The 18,059-nt window shown below is 48.6% G+C and carries 20 protein-coding genes and 1 tRNA gene; 13 read left to right on the top strand and 8 right to left on the bottom strand.

The features are described from left to right. Positions 1-54: 54 nt before the first annotated feature. A tRNA-Ser gene (locus tag ACJHYR_RS22100) sits at positions 55-142 on the bottom strand. A 233-nt stretch (positions 143-375) separates the two neighbouring features. Here ACJHYR_RS22100 and ghrA point away from each other — a divergent pair. From ghrA to ACJHYR_RS22080, 4 genes are all read left to right on the top strand, one after another. After that, positions 376-1,314: a glyoxylate/hydroxypyruvate reductase GhrA gene (gene ghrA, locus ACJHYR_RS22095; RefSeq protein ID WP_000351282.1), complete on the top strand. Its 939-nt coding sequence runs from the start codon at positions 376-378 to the stop codon at positions 1,312-1,314. 54 nt (positions 1,315-1,368) lie between these two features. After that, a complete protein-coding gene (ycdX, locus tag ACJHYR_RS22090; RefSeq protein ID WP_000283664.1) occupies positions 1,369-2,106 on the top strand; it encodes a zinc-binding phosphatase in 738 nt (245 codons plus the stop codon). 23 nt (positions 2,107-2,129) lie between these two features. Next, a complete protein-coding gene (ycdY, locus tag ACJHYR_RS22085; protein ID WP_001001909.1) occupies positions 2,130-2,684 on the top strand; it encodes a molecular chaperone YcdY in 555 nt (184 codons plus the stop codon). Between the two features lie 101 nt (positions 2,685-2,785). After that, entirely contained in the window at positions 2,786-3,277 is a 492-nt protein-coding gene (locus tag ACJHYR_RS22080; protein WP_001309402.1) for a DUF1097 domain-containing protein, read from the top strand. Between the two features lie 63 nt (positions 3,278-3,340). Here ACJHYR_RS22080 and csgG read toward each other — a convergent pair whose 3' ends face one another. Genes csgG through csgD form a run of 4 tightly spaced genes read right to left on the bottom strand, consistent with a single transcriptional unit; the run spans position 3,341 to position 5,686 of the window. Next, the gene (gene csgG / locus ACJHYR_RS22075) at positions 3,341-4,174 is read right to left on the bottom strand and encodes a curli production assembly/transport protein CsgG (RefSeq protein WP_001189321.1); all 834 of its coding nucleotides are present in this window, start codon (positions 4,172-4,174) and stop codon (positions 3,341-3,343) included. Between the two features lie 26 nt (positions 4,175-4,200). Beyond that, positions 4,201-4,617, bottom strand: coding sequence for a curli production assembly/transport protein CsgF (gene csgF, locus ACJHYR_RS22070; protein ID WP_001264096.1), 417 nt, complete (start codon positions 4,615-4,617; stop codon positions 4,201-4,203). Between the two features lie 24 nt (positions 4,618-4,641). Beyond that, complete coding sequence (gene csgE / locus ACJHYR_RS22065; protein WP_000833288.1) at positions 4,642-5,031, bottom strand: curli production assembly/transport protein CsgE; 390 nt, start codon at positions 5,029-5,031, stop codon at positions 4,642-4,644. Positions 5,032-5,035: 4 nt separating this feature from the next. Then, entirely contained in the window at positions 5,036-5,686 is a 651-nt protein-coding gene (gene csgD / locus ACJHYR_RS22060) for a biofilm master transcriptional regulator CsgD (RefSeq protein WP_000481500.1), read from the bottom strand. 754 nt (positions 5,687-6,440) lie between these two features. On the opposite strand from csgD, the gene csgB reads away from it, so the two are divergent. The 6 genes from csgB to clsC all read left to right on the top strand — a co-directional run bounded on the left by csgB (position 6,441) and on the right by clsC (position 10,268). Continuing rightward, a complete protein-coding gene (gene csgB, locus ACJHYR_RS22055) occupies positions 6,441-6,896 on the top strand; it encodes a curli minor subunit CsgB (protein ID WP_001360656.1) in 456 nt (151 codons plus the stop codon). Positions 6,897-6,936: 40 nt separating this feature from the next. After that, positions 6,937-7,395, top strand: a complete 459-nt coding sequence (csgA, locus tag ACJHYR_RS22050) for a curli major subunit CsgA (RefSeq protein ID WP_000771429.1) — start codon at positions 6,937-6,939, stop codon at positions 7,393-7,395. 57 nt (positions 7,396-7,452) lie between these two features. Further along, entirely contained in the window at positions 7,453-7,785 is a 333-nt protein-coding gene (gene csgC / locus ACJHYR_RS22045) for a curli assembly chaperone CsgC (RefSeq protein ID WP_000992818.1), read from the top strand. A 120-nt stretch (positions 7,786-7,905) separates the two neighbouring features. After that, the gene (locus ACJHYR_RS22040) at positions 7,906-8,217 is read left to right on the top strand and encodes a type 1 fimbrial protein (RefSeq protein ID WP_001586894.1); all 312 of its coding nucleotides are present in this window, start codon (positions 7,906-7,908) and stop codon (positions 8,215-8,217) included. 94 nt (positions 8,218-8,311) lie between these two features. After that, entirely contained in the window at positions 8,312-8,845 is a 534-nt protein-coding gene (gene ymdB / locus ACJHYR_RS22035) for an O-acetyl-ADP-ribose deacetylase (protein ID WP_000857405.1), read from the top strand. Next, positions 8,787-10,268, top strand: a complete 1,482-nt coding sequence (clsC, locus tag ACJHYR_RS22030) for a cardiolipin synthase ClsC (protein WP_001586895.1) — start codon at positions 8,787-8,789, stop codon at positions 10,266-10,268. Before ymdB ends, clsC begins: the two co-directional genes overlap by 59 nt. A 7-nt stretch (positions 10,269-10,275) precedes the next feature. On the opposite strand, the gene mdoC is transcribed toward clsC, so the two are convergent. After that, positions 10,276-11,433, bottom strand: coding sequence for a glucans biosynthesis protein MdoC (gene mdoC / locus ACJHYR_RS22025; RefSeq protein ID WP_001070346.1), 1,158 nt, complete (start codon positions 11,431-11,433; stop codon positions 10,276-10,278). Positions 11,434-11,826: 393 nt separating this feature from the next. Here mdoC and mdoG point away from each other — a divergent pair, with 393 nt between their 5' ends. The 3 genes from mdoG (at position 11,827) to ACJHYR_RS22010 (ending at position 16,298) form a co-directional block, all read left to right on the top strand. Then, entirely contained in the window at positions 11,827-13,362 is a 1,536-nt protein-coding gene (gene mdoG, locus ACJHYR_RS22020) for a glucans biosynthesis protein MdoG (protein ID WP_072837568.1), read from the top strand. Then, positions 13,355-15,898, top strand: a complete 2,544-nt coding sequence (gene mdoH, locus ACJHYR_RS22015; RefSeq protein WP_071593594.1) for a glucans biosynthesis glucosyltransferase MdoH — start codon at positions 13,355-13,357, stop codon at positions 15,896-15,898. The genes mdoG and mdoH overlap by 8 nt, the downstream gene beginning before the upstream one ends. 172 nt (positions 15,899-16,070) lie before the next feature. After that, positions 16,071-16,298 carry a YceK/YidQ family lipoprotein gene (locus ACJHYR_RS22010; RefSeq protein ID WP_001237205.1) on the top strand — a complete coding sequence of 76 codons (228 nt, stop codon included), beginning with the start codon at positions 16,071-16,073 and terminating at the stop codon, positions 16,296-16,298. Here ACJHYR_RS22010 and ACJHYR_RS22005 read toward each other — a convergent pair whose 3' ends face one another. Next, complete coding sequence (locus tag ACJHYR_RS22005) at positions 16,299-16,673, bottom strand: MysB family protein (protein WP_000180056.1); 375 nt, start codon at positions 16,671-16,673, stop codon at positions 16,299-16,301. An 82-nt stretch (positions 16,674-16,755) separates the two neighbouring features. After that, the gene (mdtG, locus tag ACJHYR_RS22000; protein WP_001586897.1) at positions 16,756-17,982 is read right to left on the bottom strand and encodes a multidrug efflux MFS transporter MdtG; all 1,227 of its coding nucleotides are present in this window, start codon (positions 17,980-17,982) and stop codon (positions 16,756-16,758) included. Between the last annotated feature and the right edge of the window lie 77 nt (positions 17,983-18,059).

Below are 18,059 nucleotides of genomic sequence, written 5' to 3'. Positions count from 1 at the left end.
CTGGAAGGAAAAATAAAAAAAGCGCATGTTAAACAATAACATGCGCTCAATATCTGGCGGTGAGGGGGGGATTCGAACCCCCGATACGTTGCCGTATACACACTTTCCAGGCGTGCTCCTTCAGCCACTCGGACACCTCACCAAATTGTCGTTCCTGTCTTGCTGGAACGGGCGCTAATTTAGGGAAATCATGACCTGAGGTCAACAAACTTTTTTAAAAAATCGCGCGTTTATTCAAACTTCAATCAATATGCAGTTTTAATAAGCGAAATCTGCTTTTTTTGCCACCGACCACGGATTTGTTATGCTGGTGGTCTTTGTAGATCATAACGATAAGTGCGAATAAATTTCGCGCAACGCTTTTCGGGAGTCTGTATGGATATCATCTTTTATCACCCAACGTTCGATACCCAATGGTGGATTGAGGCACTGCGCAAAGCTATTCCTCAGGCAAGAGTCAGAGCATGGAAAAGCGGAGATAATGACCCTGCTGATTATGCTTTAGTCTGGCATCCTCCAGTTGAAATGCTGGCAGGGCGCGATCTTAAAGCGGTGTTCGCACTCGGGGCCGGTGTTGATTCTATTTTGAGCAAGCTAAAGGCACACCCTGAAATGCTGAAGCCTTCTGTTCCACTTTTTCGGCTGGAAGATACCGGTATGGGCGAGCAAATGCAGGAATATGCTGTCAGTCAGGTGCTGCATTGGTTTCGACGTTTTGACGATTATCGCATCCAGCAAAATAGTTCGCATTGGCAACCGTTGCCTGAATATCATCGGGAAGATTTTACCATCGGCATTTTGGGCGCAGGCGTACTGGGCAGTAAAGTTGCACAGAGTCTGCAAACCTGGCGCTTTCCGCTGCGTTGCTGGAGTCGAACCCGTAAATCGTGGCCTGGCGTGCAAAGCTTTGCCGGACGGGAAGAACTTTCTGCATTTCTGAGCCAATGCCGGGTATTGATTAATTTGTTACCGAATACCCCTGAAACCGTCGGCATTATTAATCAACAATTAATCGAAAAATTACCGGATGGCGCGTATCTCCTCAACCTGGCGCGTGGTGTTCATGTCGTGGAAGATGACCTGCTCGCGGCGCTGGATAGCGGCAAAGTTAAAGGTGCAATGCTGGATGTTTTTAATCGCGAACCCTTACCGCCGGAAAGTCCGCTCTGGCTACATCCTCGCGTGGCGATAACACCACATGTCGCCGCAATTACCCGTCCCGCTGAAGCTGTGGAGTACATTTCTCGCACCATTGCCCAGCTCGAAAAAGGGGAGAGGGTCTGCGGGCAAGTCGACCGCGCACGCGGCTACTAATAAAGCATCAGGTTTCCTGCTATCCTTGGCGGGAATTGAATACAGGAGAGAGTTATGTATCCCGTCGACCTTCATATGCATACCGTTGCCAGCACGCATGCATATAGCACATTGAGTGATTACATTGCCCAGGCCAAACAAAAGGGCATTAAACTTTTTGCGATCACCGATCATGGCCCGGATATGGAAGATGCGCCGCATCACTGGCACTTCATTAACATGCGTATCTGGCCGCGAGTGGTTGATGGGGTTGGGATCCTGCGCGGCATCGAAGCTAACATTAAAAATGTTGACGGTGAAATTGACTGCAGTGGCAAAATGTTTGATTCGCTGGATCTGATTATTGCCGGTTTTCATGAGCCGGTGTTTGCGCCGCATGACAAAGCGACTAATACGCAAGCGATGATCGCCACTATCGCCAGCGGCAATGTGCATATAATAAGCCATCCCGGAAATCCGAAATATGAAATAGATGTTAAAGCCGTTGCTGAAGCAGCTGCGAAACATCAGGTGGCGCTGGAAATCAATAATTCCTCATTTTTACACTCACGTAAGGGCAGTGAAGACAACTGTCGTGCGGTAGCCGCAGCGGTACGTGACGCTGGAGGTTGGGTGGCATTAGGTTCGGATTCTCACACCGCGTTTACCATGGGTGAATTTGAAGAGTGTCTTAAAATCCTCGACGCGGTAGATTTTCCGCCAGAGCGCATTTTGAATGTTTCTCCGCGCCGCTTACTGAACTTCCTTGAATCTCGCGGTATGGCACCGATTGCGGAATTTGCAGACCTTTAATTACTAGTAATGGAAATATATTAATGAACGAGTTTTCTATCCTCTGTCGTGTGCTGGGTTCGCTCTATTACCGCCAACCGCAAGATCCTTTACTGGTGCCGCTGTTTACCCTGATTCGTGAGGGGAAACTGGCTGCGAACTGGCCACTGGAGCAGGATGAGTTACTGACGCGTTTACAGAAAAGCTGTGATATGGCGCAAGTCTCTGCCGATTACAATGCGTTGTTTATCGGCGATGAATGTGCTGTGCCGCCATATCGTAGCGCATGGGTTGAGGGCGCGACGGAAGCGGAAGTGCGCGCTTTTCTTTCCGAACGGGGGATGCCATTAGCGGATACGCCAGCCGATCACATCGGCACATTGCTGCTCGCGGCTTCCTGGCTGGAAGATCAGTCAACGGAAGATGAGAGCGAAGCACTGGAAACACTGTTCAGTGAGTATCTGTTACCCTGGTGTGGTGCGTTCCTTGGCAAAGTGGAGGCCCATGCAACTACGCCTTTCTGGCGCACCATGGCACCGCTAACCCGCGATGCTATTAGTGCAATGTGGGACGAGCTGGAAGAAGATTCTGAAGAGTAAATGTGATCTGCATCACTCATAACTGCAACAGATAATTTGTTGTTGCATAAAATGTGTGCTCGATCTCATTCATGGCCGCGTTTTCTGCTATCATGCGCGGCATGAACATACTTCTCTCTATTGCAATCACAACAGGCATTCTCTCCGGTATCTGGGGATGGGTGGCTGTTTCCCTGGGCTTACTAAGCTGGGCGGGCTTCCTGGGCTGTACGGCCTACTTTGCCTGCCCGCAAGGTGGGCTGAAAGGGCTGGCGATCTCCGCTGCAACCCTGCTTAGTGGCGTGGTGTGGGCGATGGTCATTATTTACGGTAGTGCACTGGCACCACATCTGGAAATTCTCGGTTATGTCATAACCGGTATTGTCGCGTTTCTGATGTGTATTCAGGCGAAACAGCTGCTGCTTTCATTTGTTCCGGGGACGTTTATAGGCGCATGCGCGACGTTTGCCGGGCAGGGTGACTGGAAACTGGTGTTACCTTCGCTGGCGCTTGGACTGGTATTTGGTTACGCAATGAAAAACAGCGGCCTGTGGCTGGCGGCGCGTAGTACGAAGACCGCTCACCGTGAGCAGCAAATCAAAAATAAAGCGTGAGGGGCACTCACGCTTTCGCTTAAACAGTAAAATGCCGGATGATAATTCCGGCATTTTTATCTATCAGGATTCCGGTGGAACCGACATATGGCGGTATTTCACCAGAATGTCATTCTGCCGTTCTGCTTTATTTTGCAAATCCCACAGACCACGGTCGATACCATCATTAATCAGGAAAATGACCCCTGTTTCGATAGCCGACATCAGGCACAGCATCACGGGTTCGTTCGAGGTGTAACCCACTTCCCCTTCCAGCAAGCGCTGATAGTCAATAAAGCGGAAAACCCCGGCCTGAACTTCATAGGAAAGTATCGTCTTACTGGTGTTCACCGAGGAGAGGATCTCACCGGTACTCACATTGACGACGCGCAGGTTCACGGCAATCTGATCGAGCTGGTATTGCGTGTCGGCACCGATCCCAAAATATCTTGCCCCAACACCGCCCGATTTAACGTTGCTTTCATAACCGATAATCGAACCTTCAACCATGATATTTGCCGCCGTTAAAGATTGCAGCGGGATTCGGTTATTAATGGCAACCGTGCCGTTTTCTTGTGCCGCACGAATAATCTTGCGCTCGTTAAGCAGGTTTTGTAAGCCCTGGCGCTCCAGCGGTATAAACCAGCGAGAATCTTTCAATGCCGTGACCAGCATTGCCGTGGCGCTTTGCGGAACAGCAGTGGAGAAGTTACTTGCCGGGTAAGGTTTAAATTGCCCGGTTTCGTCCTGAATGTTGTATACCGAAACAAAGATCTTACCCGTCGGCGCTGGCAGATGGGTCAAATCTTTGTAGCTCTGAGCACGAGGCATTAATGTCGGTCTGGCGGCTTCTTTAGGCGGGGCGGTTAAGCATCCGCTCAGTAACATGACGGCAACCAAAAGAAATAAGCGCTGCATGATTATTTTCCTTATGAAGCTGGGGCTTAAAAATCGGTTGAGTTATTTTGTAAACCCGAAACCTGGATGGTCGAGGTTTGTCCGGTTTTACGATCTGTCACGTTCAACTGCAATTGACCATCGCGGTTAGCAATATCAACAATATAATCGTTGGTCACCATGCGGCCCGGTTTACCGGTATTAATATTCGACAGTAGCCCACCTAAAATTTGTGACTGGATGGCCTGAGTAAAGTTATCTAACGCTGAGGGTGTTTCAATACCATAGTCATCGTTATAGCTCGGATCTTTATACGAGTTTTGTGCCTGGGCGCTATTTAATAAAAAAGCGCCATTATTTGGGTTACCACCAAAGTTTGGATTACGGAACTGAAAAGTCATGGTTCCAGCCCAACTTAATGGCGAAATAAGCATGAGTAGAACTACTGCATGTTTGACACGCATTGCAGCCTCCGAACAATTTTTTATTTAGAATTCATCATGCGCCAAATCGCCCGTACTTAATAACGCCTGATTTATCTGGCGACGATTTAGTGCTTCTTCAGTTTGAATCAGTGCAAAGACGACAGTTTTTTCGAAGTCTCTTTTCAACGGGAATAAAAAAGTCTGGAAAATAACGTCCTGATTGACCGTTATAGTGATCCAGCTTCCCCATCGTGCACTGGGCCTTTCATTAATCGTTAAGTTACCCGTATAGTCACTTTCCCATTTATCACTAAAGGCTCGGTAAAAATCATGGCCAATAGATGAAACAGTATGGTCAGTTAACAATCCCGGGACTTCTACCTCAACGGCGTGAAGATTCCCTGCGGCGAACAGAAATTCTGCCGCCACAATCCAGCGTAAATAACGTTTCATGGCTTTATCGCCTGAGGTTATCGTTTGCCCAGGAAACCGCTTGTGTCCGGTTTTTTACGGCTATCTTCTTGAAAAGATTATAAAGATGCGTTTTAACCGTATTTTCGCTGATGAACAACGAACGAGCGATCTCGTTATTAGACGCGCCGATACGCAGCTTATTCAGGATCTCTTTTTCCCGATGAGTAAGGAGGGCTGATTCCGTGCTGTTATAACGATAGTTACCTGAATGCGTAATCAGGTAACTGGCAAGCTTTTGCGTAAAGTAGCATTCGCCGCGCAGGACGCCTTGCAACCCATTGACAACACGTTCTTGATCCTCCATGGCATAAAAAACGCCGTTGATATGAGGCCAGTTTTCAATGTCGCGGTACGGGTAATCTTCAGGCGTATTTAGCAACAATATTTTGATATTGTTGTTTTTCCTGCTCAAAGTATCCTGCCAATAATGGATAAGCTTTTTATCCGCTTCCATCATATCCAGAAGAATAATAGAGCCTGAAGATATATCGTCCAGAGAACGTTGAATATTATGTAATTTTCCTGTAATTGCCAGCGATTGTTTAAGGTGCTGCAAGAGAGCTGTCGCCTGCAAAGAAGGTTTGGTGATCAACAATAATGTATGACCATGAATACTATGGACTTCATTAAACATGATGAAACCCCGCTTTTTTTATTGATCGCACACCTGACAGCTGCCTCTAAAATAGAAGCACCAGAAGTACTGACAGATGTTGCACTGCTGTGTGTAGTAATAAATCAGCCCTAAATGGGTAAAATATAAAACTAATGGATTACATCTGATTTCAATCTAGCCATTACAAATCTTAAATCAAGTGTTAAACATGTAACTAAATGTAACTCGTTATATTAAAATGTTAAACTTAAGGTTTTATTAAGTTTAGAAATGATAGAAAAGTTGTACATTTGGTTTTTATTGCACAATTTTAAAAAATCATACAAATGGTGCTAACTTACTAATAATGCATATAAAAAATATTTCGGTGTAGTCCTTTCGTCATGTAAAACGTTCTTGTTTTTTCTTCACACCTCCGTGGACAATTTTTTACTGCAAAAAGACGAGGTTTGTCACGGCTTGTGCGCAAGACATATCGCAGCAATCAGCGACGGGCAAGAAGAATGGCTGTCTGGTGATTTTTGATTGCGGAAAACGGAGATTTAAAAGAAAACAAAATATTTTTTTGCGTAGATAACAGCGTATTTACGTGGGTTTTAATACTTTGGTATGAACAAAAAAAGAAAAATACAACGCGCGGGTGAGTTATTAAAAATATTTCCGCAGACATACTTTCCATCGTAACGCAGCGTTAACAAAATACAGGTTGCGTTAACAACCAAGTTGAAATGATTTAATTTCTTAAATGTACGACCAGGTCCAGGGTGACAACATGAAAAACAAATTGTTATTTATGATGTTAACAATACTGGGTGCGCCTGGGATTGCAGCCGCAGCAGGTTATGATTTAGCTAATTCAGAATATAACTTCGCGGTAAATGAATTGAGTAAGTCTTCATTTAATCAGGCAGCCATAATTGGTCAAGCTGGGACTAATAATAGTGCTCAGTTACGGCAGGGAGGCTCAAAACTTTTGGCGGTTGTTGCGCAAGAAGGTAGTAGCAACCGGGCAAAGATTGACCAGACAGGAGATTATAACCTTGCATATATTGATCAGGCGGGCAATGCCAACGATGCCAGTATTTCGCAAGGTGCTTATGGTAATACTGCGATGATTATCCAGAAAGGTTCTGGTAATAAAGCAAATATTACACAGTATGGTACTCAAAAAACGGCAATTGTAGTGCAGAGACAGTCGCAAATGGCTATTCGCGTGACACAACGTTAATTTCCATTCGACTTTTAAATCAATCCGATGGGGGTTTTACATGAAACTTTTAAAAGTAGCAGCAATTGCAGCAATCGTATTCTCCGGTAGCGCTCTGGCAGGTGTTGTTCCTCAGTACGGCGGCGGTGGCGGTAACCACGGTGGTGGCGGTAATAATAGCGGCCCAAATTCAGAGCTGAACATTTACCAGTACGGTGGCGGTAACTCTGCACTTGCTCTGCAAGCTGACGCCCGTAACTCTGATCTGACCATTACCCAGCACGGCGGCGGTAACGGCGCAGATGTTGGCCAAGGTTCTGATGACAGCTCAATCGATCTGACTCAGCGTGGTTTCGGCAACAGCGCTACTCTTGATCAGTGGAATGGTAAAGATTCTACTATGACTGTTAAACAGTTCGGTGGCGGTAACGGTGCTGCTGTTGACCAGACTGCATCTAACTCCAGCGTTAACGTCACTCAGGTTGGCTTTGGTAACAACGCGACCGCTCATCAGTACTAATACACATCTGTATTAAAGAAACAGGGCGCAAGCCCTGTTTTTTTTCGGGAGAAGAATATGAATGCGTTATTACTCCTTGCGGCACTTTCCAGTCAGATAACCTTTAATACGACCCAGCAAGGGGATATGTACACCATTATTCCTGAAGTCACTCTTACTCAATCTTGTCTGTGCAGAGTACAAATATTGTCCCTGCGCGAAGGCAGTTCAGGGCAAAGTCAGACGAAGCAAGAAAAGACCCTCTCATTGCCTGCTAATCAACCCATTGCTTTGACGAAGTTGAGTTTAAATATTTCCCCGGACGATCGGGTGAAAATAGTTGTTACTGTTTCTGATGGACAGTCACTTCATTTATCACAACAATGGCCGCCCTCTTCAGAAAAGTCTTAATTTGTTGAAATATCGAGCATAAGATGAATCTGGAGAGAATGGTCTGCTGCGAATCAGCCAACCTGAAAGTATGGATAACACAACCCTCAAGGATGACTAATCATTGAGGAAATAGAATAAATGTTCAGACCTTTTTTAGACTCTCTAATGCTCGGCAGTATGTTTTTTCCTTTTATTGCCATCGCAGGAAGCAGCGCGCAAGGGGGCGTGGTCCACTTTTATGGCCAAATTGTGGAACCGGCATGTGACGTCAGTACCCAGTCAACACCCGTAGAAATGAACTGCCCACAGAATGGCTCTGTTCCGGGCAGAACCTATTCCAGCAAAGCGTTAATGAGCGGCAATGTCAAAAACGCGCAAATAGCCTCAGTAAAAGTGCAGTATCTTGATAAACAGAAAAAGCTGGCTGTAATGAACATCGAATATAACTAAGTTTCTGAACAACTCACCTTGCTGAGCAGAAAAATGCGATTTAACCAAAAAGCCTGCTGTACACTTAAGAAACAAGAAGGTGTAAGGAGGCGTTATGAAAACGCGTATTCATGTTGTGCAGGGTGATATTACCAAACTGGCCGTTGATGTGATTGTGAATGCGGCTAATCCGTCATTAATGGGAGGCGGCGGCGTCGATGGGGCCATTCATCGCGCAGCGGGTCCGGCGCTGCTGGATGCCTGTTTAAAAGTCAGGCAACAGCAGGGCGATTGCCCTACGGGGCATGCCGTTATTACGCTTGCAGGCGATCTTCCCGCTAAAGCCGTAGTGCACACCGTCGGGCCAGTCTGGCGTGGTGGTGAACAAAACGAAGACCAGCTTTTGCAGGATGCCTATCTCAATAGCCTACGACTGGTGGCGGCAAACAGCTATACGTCAGTGGCTTTTCCTGCAATTAGTACTGGGGTTTATGGTTACCCTCGTGCGGCAGCGGCTGAAATCGCAGTAAAAACCGTTTCAGAATTTATTACCCGTCACGCTTTACCCGAACAGGTATACTTTGTCTGTTATGATGAAGAAAACGCCCACCTCTACGAAAGACTCCTTACTCAACAAGGAGATGAATGATTTGCCCCGGCTGGCGAGCGCGGTGCTGCCACTGTGTTCGCAACATCCCGGTCAGTGTGGCCTTTTTCCTCTGGAGAAAAGTCTGGATGCGTTTGCCGCCCGGTATCGTCTGGCCGAAATGGCAGAGCATACGCTGGATGTTCAGTATTACATCTGGCAGGACGATATGTCGGGTCGGTTACTGTTTTCCGCCCTGTTAGCCGCAGCAAAGCGTGGCGTTCGCGTCCGTTTGTTGCTGGACGACAACAATACACCCGGACTTGACGACATTTTACGCTTGCTTGACAGTCATCCCCGCATTGAAGTCCGGCTTTTTAATCCTTTCTCGTTTCGCTTGCTACGTCCGCTTGGTTATATCACCGACTTTTCCCGTCTCAATCGCCGTATGCACAATAAAAGTTTCACTGTCGATGGCGTGGTGACGCTGGTAGGGGGGCGAAATATTGGTGATGCCTATTTTGGGGCAGGGGAAGAGCCACTTTTTTCGGATTTAGATGTCATGGCAATAGGACCAGTTGTAGAGGACGTTGCCGATGATTTCGCCCGCTACTGGTATTGCAAATCGGTTTCACCCCTACAGCAGGTGCTGGATGTCCCGGAAGGTGAAATGGCGGATCGCATCGAGTTACCAGCATCCTGGCACAACGATGCCATGACGCATCGTTATTTACGCAAAATGGAATCCAGCCCGTTTATAAATCATCTGGTTGATGGAACGTTGCCGCTTATTTGGGCGAAAACACGTTTATTAAGTGATGATCCGGCGAAAGGGGAAGGCAAGGAAAAACGGCATTCACTGTTACCGCAGCGCCTGTTCGATATCATGGGCTCACCCAGTGAACGTATCGATATTATCTCTTCCTATTTTGTACCGACACGCGCAGGTGTGGCGCAACTCTTACGGATGGTGAGAAAAGGGGTAAAGATTGCGATCCTAACCAATTCTCTTGCCGCTAACGATGTTGCTGTCGTCCATGCCGGATACGCACGCTGGCGCAAAAAATTGCTCCGCTACGGCGTGGAATTATATGAACTCAAGCCGACGCGTGAACAAAGTAGTACGTTACACGATCGCGGCATAACCGGTAATTCCGGTGCCAGCCTGCATGCTAAAACCTTTAGCATCGATGGTAAAACGGTGTTTATCGGCTCTTTCAATTTCGATCCGCGTTCGACATTGCTCAATACTGAAATGGGGTTCGTGATAGAGAGCGAAACGCTGGCACAGTTAATTGATAAACGCTTTATTCAGAGCCAGTATGATGCGGCCTGGCAGCTCCGTCTGGACAGGTGGGGACGGATCAACTGGGTTGATCGTCATGCAAAGAAAGAAATTGTTCTCAAAAAAGAACCCGCCACCAGTTTCTGGAAGCGGGTTATGGTCAGACTGGCATCGATATTGCCCGTGGAATGGTTATTGTAAACGCGGCTTAACGGGCTGGTGCTTTATCGTTCTCACGCTTAACAACCGGTTTACCAGAGAACAAAAACTTCAGTAACGGGATGCGTAAATGAATTTCATACAGAATTATCGCAATCCCTACTACGAATATCAGGCCACAGAGAAAACCAAGCCAGTTGGATGTGATGTGCGGTGTAATGTACGCGCCGAAAAACAGAGTTAACGGGTGGTGAACCAGATAGATAAACAGCGATGCATTAACAAAGTAAGTCACCCGCGCTGACTGGAAGTTAAGCAAACGGTGGCCGAAGGAGAAGACCACATTCACCATCCACAGACCGAGGACCATGGTGATCACCGACTCGGTTTCGTACATCCAGGCATCGCCACTGCCATAGCGCTGGTTGAGTAAGTAAGCGACAAATGCCAATGCTGCTGCGAAGGTACAGCCACGAGACGGCGTGGTAAACAAGGCTTTAAGATGAGGGAAAATGAAAGCCAGTGCGCCGAGGATAAAGAACGGCAAATAAAATAGCGTTTGCATGACAATAAAATTGAACATGCCGTTACTCAGAATGGGCGGATACACAATAAAAATTGTTCTTCTTATTACCGCATAACCGATGCCGAGGCACAAAAAAATCACCGATAGTTTTACCATCGAGAATTTTTTATTCGTTTTATCAGAATTTTCTAAATTATTTCTGATACGTTTGAATATCCAGACGCACAGCGTCGTCATGACCACTAACACCAGTAAAAACCACAGGTGTGATATTAATTCCCAGGCCAACGTATTATATTTGTCATACAATGACAGTCCAGGCCAACTTTCCGCTTTCCCTTTGACGTATTGCAGCATAATAAATTGCGGCAATGTCAGTAGGGGGATGGCTGTTAACATCGGGATACCTACACGTTCGACACGTACTTTCCACCATTTTTTCAAGGGATAGCGTAAAAAAAGCATGTAGGAAAAGTACCCGGATATAACGAAAAATACCTGCATGCGGAACGAGTGGATGAAGTCATTAAAAAGGGTCAGCCATAATGACGGTTCGGCGCTATTCACATGCCATGTATGGCTCGAATAGATTAAAGAAATATGAAAAGGGATCCCTAACAACATCAGCCAGGCGCGGATGGAGTCGAGGAAATATTCACGTTGCGCGGGTACTGGGTTCATATATGGTTAACTAATCTCGGATTTTTCGTCTTATCCCTGTCGGGTTATGCCTTTAGGCTTGTTGCCATAGCGACACCGACCTGACCGCGCCAGACGCAGGCTTCAAGGTTTTTATGCATAGCATCATCGCTACCACTAACCAGAATGGAAGCGTCTGTAAGACGGTTGATAAATAAATTTGCTGGCAAACCCTACACGAAGTCGATGCTTCTGTCTTTAGGAGAAGCACGGAAAGTGAAAACGGTTGCAATCAGGTGCTTAATCCATGAGCCAGCGTGCTGAACGATACCGGGATTCTGTTGTCGGAATGGCTTGTTATCCATTAAAATAGATCGGATCGATATAAGCACACAAAGGGGGAAGTGCTTACTAATTATGAAACATAAACTACAAATGATGAAAATGCGTTGGTTGAGTGCTGCAGTAATGTTAACCCTGTATACATCTTCAAGCTGGGCTTTCAGTATTGATGATGTCGCAAAGCAAGCTCAATCCTTAGCCGGGAAAGGCTATGATGCGCCCAAAAGCAACTTGCCCTCCGTTTTCCGCGACATGAAATACGCGGACTATCAGCAGATCCAGTTTAATCATGACAAAGCGTACTGGAACAATCTGAAGACCCCATTCAAACTCGAGTTCTACCATCAGGGTATGTACTTCGATACCCCGGTCAAAATAAATGAAGTGACTGCCACCGCAGTCAAACGAATCAAATACAGCCCGGATTATTTCACTTTCGGCGATGTTCAGCATGACAAAGACACGGTAAAAGACCTTGGTTTTGCCGGTTTTAAAGTGCTTTACCCGATCAACAGCAAAGATAAAAACGATGAAATCGTCAGCATGCTCGGGGCCAGCTATTTCCGCGTGATTGGTGCAGGTCAGGTTTATGGCCTTTCTGCACGCGGCCTGGCAATTGATACCGCCTTGCCATCGGGTGAAGAATTTCCACGTTTCAAAGAGTTCTGGATCGAGCGTCCAAAACCGACTGATAAACGTTTAACCATTTATGCATTGCTTGACTCGCCGCGTGCGACAGGTGCTTACAAATTCGTGGTTATGCCAGGGCGTGACACGGTTGTGGATGTGCAGTCGAAAATCTATCTGCGCGATAAAGTCGGCAAACTGGGGGTTGCACCGTTAACCAGTATGTTCCTGTTTGGGCCGAACCAACCGTCGCCTGCAAATAACTATCGTCCGGAGTTGCACGACTCTAACGGTCTGTCTATCCATGCTGGTAATGGCGAATGGATCTGGCGTCCGTTGAATAACCCGAAACATTTAGCGGTCAGCAGCTTCTCAATGGAAAACCCGCAAGGCTTCGGTCTGTTGCAGCGCGGTCGTGATTTCTCCCGCTTCGAAGATCTCGATGATCGTTACGATCTTCGTCCAAGCGCATGGGTGACTCCGAAAGGGGAGTGGGGCAAAGGCAGCGTTGAGCTGGTGGAAATTCCAACCAACGATGAAACCAACGATAACATCGTCGCTTACTGGACGCCGGATCAGCTGCCGGAGCCGGGTAAAGAGATGAACTTTAAATACACCATCACCTTCAGCCGTGATGAAGACAAACTGCATGCGCCAGATAACGCATGGGTGCAACAAACGCGTCGTTCAACGGGGGATGTGAAGCAGTCGAACCTGATTCGCCAACCTGACGGTACTATCGCCTTTGTGGTCGATTTTAGCGGCGCAGAGATGAAAAAACTGCCAGAGGATACCCCGGTCACAGCGCAAACCAGCATTGGTGATAATGGTGAGATAGTGGAAAGCACGGTGCGCTATAACCCGGTCACCAAAGGCTGGCGTCTGGTGATGCGTGTGAAAGTGAAAGATGCCAAGAAAACCACTGAAATGCGTGCTGCGCTGGTGAATGCCGATCAGACGTTGAGTGAAACCTGGAGCTACCAGTTACCTGCCAATGAATAAGACAACTGAGTACATTGACGCAATGCCCATCGCCGCAAGCGAGAAAGCGGCATTGCCGAAGACTGATATCCGCGCCGTTCATCAGGCGCTGGATGCCGAACACCGCACCTGGCCGCGGGAGGATGACTCCCCGCAAGGCTCGGTAAAGGCGCGTCTGGAACAAGCCTGGCCAGATTCACTTGCTGATGGACAGTTAATTAAAGACGACGAAGGGCGCGATCAGCTTAAGGCTATGCCAGAAGCAAAACGCTCCTCGATGTTTCCCGACCCGTGGCGTACCAACCCGGTAGGCCGTTTCTGGGATCGCCTGCGTGGACGCGATGTCACGCCGCGCTATCTGGCTCGTTTGACCAAAGAAGAGCAGGAGAGCGAGCAAAAGTGGCGTACCGTCGGTACCATCCGCCGTTACATTCTGTTGATCCTGACGCTCGCGCAAACTGTCGTCGCGACCTGGTATATGAAGACCATTCTTCCTTATCAGGGTTGGGCGCTGATTAATCCTATGGATATGGTTGGTCAGGATTTGTGGGTTTCCTTTATGCAGCTTCTGCCTTATATGCTGCAAACCGGTATCCTGATCCTCTTTGCGGTACTGTTCTGTTGGGTGTCCGCCGGATTCTGGACGGCGTTGATGGGGTTCCTGCAACTGCTTATTGGTCGCGATAAATACAGTATATCTGCGTCAACAGTTGGCGATGAACCATTAAACCCGGAGCATCGCACGGCGTTGATCATGCCTATCTGTAACGAAGACGTGAACCGTGTTTTTGCTGGCTTGCGTGCAACGTGGGAATCAGTAAAAGCCACCGGGAATGCCAAACACTTTGATGTCTACATTCTGAGTGACAGTTATAACCCGGATATCTGCGTCGCAGAGCAAAAAGCCTGGATGGAGCTTATCGCTGAAGTCGGTGGCGAAGGTCAGATTTTCTATCGCCGCCGCCGTCGCCGCGTGAAGCGTAAAAGCGGTAATATCGATGACTTCTGCCGTCGCTGGGGCAGCCAGTACAGCTACATGGTGGTGCTGGATGCTGACTCGGTAATGACCGGTGATTGTTTATGCGGCCTGGTGCGCCTGATGGAAGCCAACCCGAACGCCGGGATCATTCAGTCGTCGCCGAAAGCGTCCGGTATGGATACGCTGTATGCGCGCTGTCAGCAGTTCGCGACCCGCGTGTATGGGCCACTGTTTACAGCCGGTTTGCACTTCTGGCAACTTGGCGAGTCGCACTACTGGGGACATAACGCGATTATCCGCGTGAAACCGTTTATCGAGCACTGCGCACTGGCTCCGCTGCCGGGCGAAGGTTCCTTTGCCGGTTCAATCCTGTCACATGACTTCGTGGAAGCAGCGTTGATGCGCCGTGCAGGTTGGGGGGTCTGGATTGCTTACGATCTCCCAGGTTCTTATGAAGAATTGCCGCCTAACTTGCTTGATGAGCTAAAACGTGACCGCCGCTGGTGCCACGGTAACCTGATGAACTTCCGTCTGTTCCTGGTGAAGGGTATGCACCCGGTTCACCGTGCGGTGTTCCTGACGGGCGTGATGTCTTATCTCTCCGCTCCGCTGTGGTTTATGTTCCTCGCGCTCTCTACTGCATTGCAGGTAGTGCATGCGTTAACCGAACCGCAATACTTCCTACAACCACGGCAGTTGTTCCCGGTGTGGCCGCAGTGGCGTCCTGAGCTGGCGATTGCACTTTTTGCTTCGACCATGGTGCTGTTGTTCCTGCCGAAGTTATTGAGCATTTTGCTTATCTGGTGCAAAGGAACGAAAGAATACGGCGGCTTCTGGCGCGTTACATTATCGTTGCTGCTGGAAGTGCTGTTTTCCGTGCTGCTGGCTCCGGTACGCATGCTGTTCCATACGGTCTTCGTCGTCAGCGCGTTCCTTGGCTGGGAAGTGGTGTGGAATTCACCGCAGCGTGATGATGACTCCACTTCCTGGGGTGAAGCGTTCAAACGCCACGGCTCACAGCTGCTGTTAGGGTTAGTGTGGGCTGTTGGGATGGCGTGGCTGGATCTGCGTTTCCTGTTCTGGCTGGCACCGATTGTCTTCTCGTTGATCCTGTCACCGTTTGTTTCGGTGATTTCCAGCCGTGCCACCGTTGGTCTGCGCACCAAACGCTGGAAACTGTTCCTGATCCCGGAAGAGTATTCACCGCCGCAGGTGCTGGTTGATACCGATCGGTTCCTTGAGATGAATCGCCAACGCTCCCTTGACGATGGCTTTATGCACGCAGTGTTTAACCCGTCATTTAACGCTCTGGCAACCGCAATGGCGACCGCGCGTCACCGGGCCAGTAAGGTGCTGGAAATCGCCCGTGACCGCCACGTTGAACAGGCGCTGAACGAGACGCCAGAGAAGCTGAATCGCGATCGTCGCCTGGTGCTGCTAAGCGATCCGGTGACGATGGCCCGTCTGCATTTCCGCGTCTGGAATTCCCCTGAGAGATATTCTTCATGGGTGAGTTATTACGAAGGGATAAAGCTCAATCCACTGGCATTGCGTAAACCGGATGCGGCTTCGCAATAAAAACGTAGTTGCCTGATGCGCTACGCTTATCAGGCCTACATCGCTCCTGCAATGTGTTGATTTTGCAAGATTTTGTAGGTCGGATAAGGCGTTCACGCCACATCTGGCAAAAACAACGAGCCAATAAAAATACCGGCGTTATGCCGGTATTTTTTTACGGAAGAGGTATCAAATGCGTTTAATTGTGGTGAGCATCATGGTGACCTTGCTGAGTGGCTGTGGCAGCATTATTAGTCGCACTATACCGGGGCAGGGGCATGGCAACCAATATTATCCCGGTGTGCAATGGGATGTGCGTGACTCCGCCTGGCGTTATGTCACAATCCTTGATCTGCCATTCTCCCTGGTTTTTGATACTTTACTGCTGCCGATCGACATTCATCATGGCCCGTATGAGTAATTAACGTTCATCCCACTCATCAGCTGCTGCGCGTCCTTCCTCGGTATCCAGCGGTGGCTCAAGCTGAAATTCCCCCTCGTCCCATTCATGTAATGTATTCTCTTCCTGCCACTCCTGGCGGATCTCTATCTCATCATAGTCGCCATCAAAGACACTTTGCGCGGCTTCACCGCTAAGCATAGGTAAACATTCACCTTCTTCCCCTTCGTCGGCAAAAAACTCAACTTGCCACATGATGTCGCCGTCCTGCAAAACGTATTTTTGGGCATTGAACTGTTGCACATTCGCATCTTCGGCGTCGATGCCGGGGTTGTCTGCAAGAAATTCTTCGCGTGCAGCGTCAATGGCTTCTTCAAGCGTTGCGTACATGGTCATCACGATTCTCCCTTTGAGTTGATGAGGTTTCAGGGAAAAGGATAGCTGATTCTCCGCTTTTGCAAGTATGAAAGGCGAAAAATCAGTTCGATACCTGGGGTATTCGACGACGACGTAGACTGTTCCATGAATAGGCTGCGTTGAATAACACTACGCCAGCGGTGACGAGAAATACCGCTCTGAAACCGTAGTTCGCTGAAATCGCGGCTCCCATCAATGGTCCGGTAACGTTTCCAATATCACGAAACGACTGGTTATAGCTGAAGATACGCCCGGCTATTTGGTTGCTCGAGTTGTAAACCAACAGTGTCTGTACGGCGGGGAGTAGTGCACCATCGGCGGCACCGAGCAAAAAACGTAAAATCCCAAGTTGTAATGGCGTCTGAACGTATGACATTGGGATCAACAGCAGTACAGAAAAGATCAGCGCCGTAATCAGGATCTTTTCGGGGCCGATTCGATCGCCAAGTTTGCCGAGTCGTGGTGCACTCAGCAGAGCCGCCACGCCTGGCACCGAGGCGATCATGCCACTGATAAAGGCGACGTTACTGACGTTACCCGCCAGTTCGCGGACATACAGCGTCAGAATGGGGGCAATTGAGCCCGTCGCCACCTGGATGATTAACGTAGTGACAAACAGGCTGAGTACCAGTTTCGGGTTTTTAAGTGATGTCACCACTTCCCGCATGTGCAGCATCTCTTTTTTGCTGACCGGCTGGAATTTTTCTCTGATGCAAAACAGGGTGACGAAAAAGCAGAGTATGAGCACACTGGCGGTAATAAAGAATACCGGACGTAAGCCGTAGCTATCGGCGAGCAGGCCGCCAGCCATTGGGCCGAGCAACGCACCACTAACGCCGCCTGTGGAGAGCGTACCCAGCGCCCAGCCGCTTTTATTACGCGGTACTTGTGTGGCGATAAGAGCATTAGCGTTGGGGACAAATCCGCCAAGTAACCCAAGAAGCGCCCGTAGGATCAAAAACTGCCAGATATTTTGTGCCAGCCCCATCAACACCATCACGATGCCCATGCCGAGGGCAGAGCGTAATAGCATGAGTTTGCGGCCTTTACGGTCGGCGAGTCCACCCCAAAACGGTGAGGCGATGGCCGAAAATAAAAATGTAATGCTGAAGACAATACCGGACCACATATTCAAGGCGGAGTGGCCCGTAACGCCAAGCTGCTCAACGTAGAGGGGTAAGAAGGGCATTACCAGGCTGAAGGCGGCACCCGTAAGAAAACAGCCTAGCCAGGCGACGATCAGGTTTCGTTTCCAGTTTATAGGGGTGTCATTTTCACAGGGTGACATAGCAATCCGCTGTTGGTGCGCCAGGCGCGGTGAACATAAGAAGAAAAGATAAGCACACTAATTATGCGCCCGACTTC

Origin of the sequence: Escherichia sp. WS1450 (genome assembly GCF_046487395.1) — a bacterium.
GTDB lineage: Bacteria > Pseudomonadota > Gammaproteobacteria > Enterobacterales > Enterobacteriaceae > Escherichia > Escherichia coli.
Note: the sequence above shows the minus strand (reverse complement) of the source record. Positions and strands in the feature narration are given on the sequence as shown.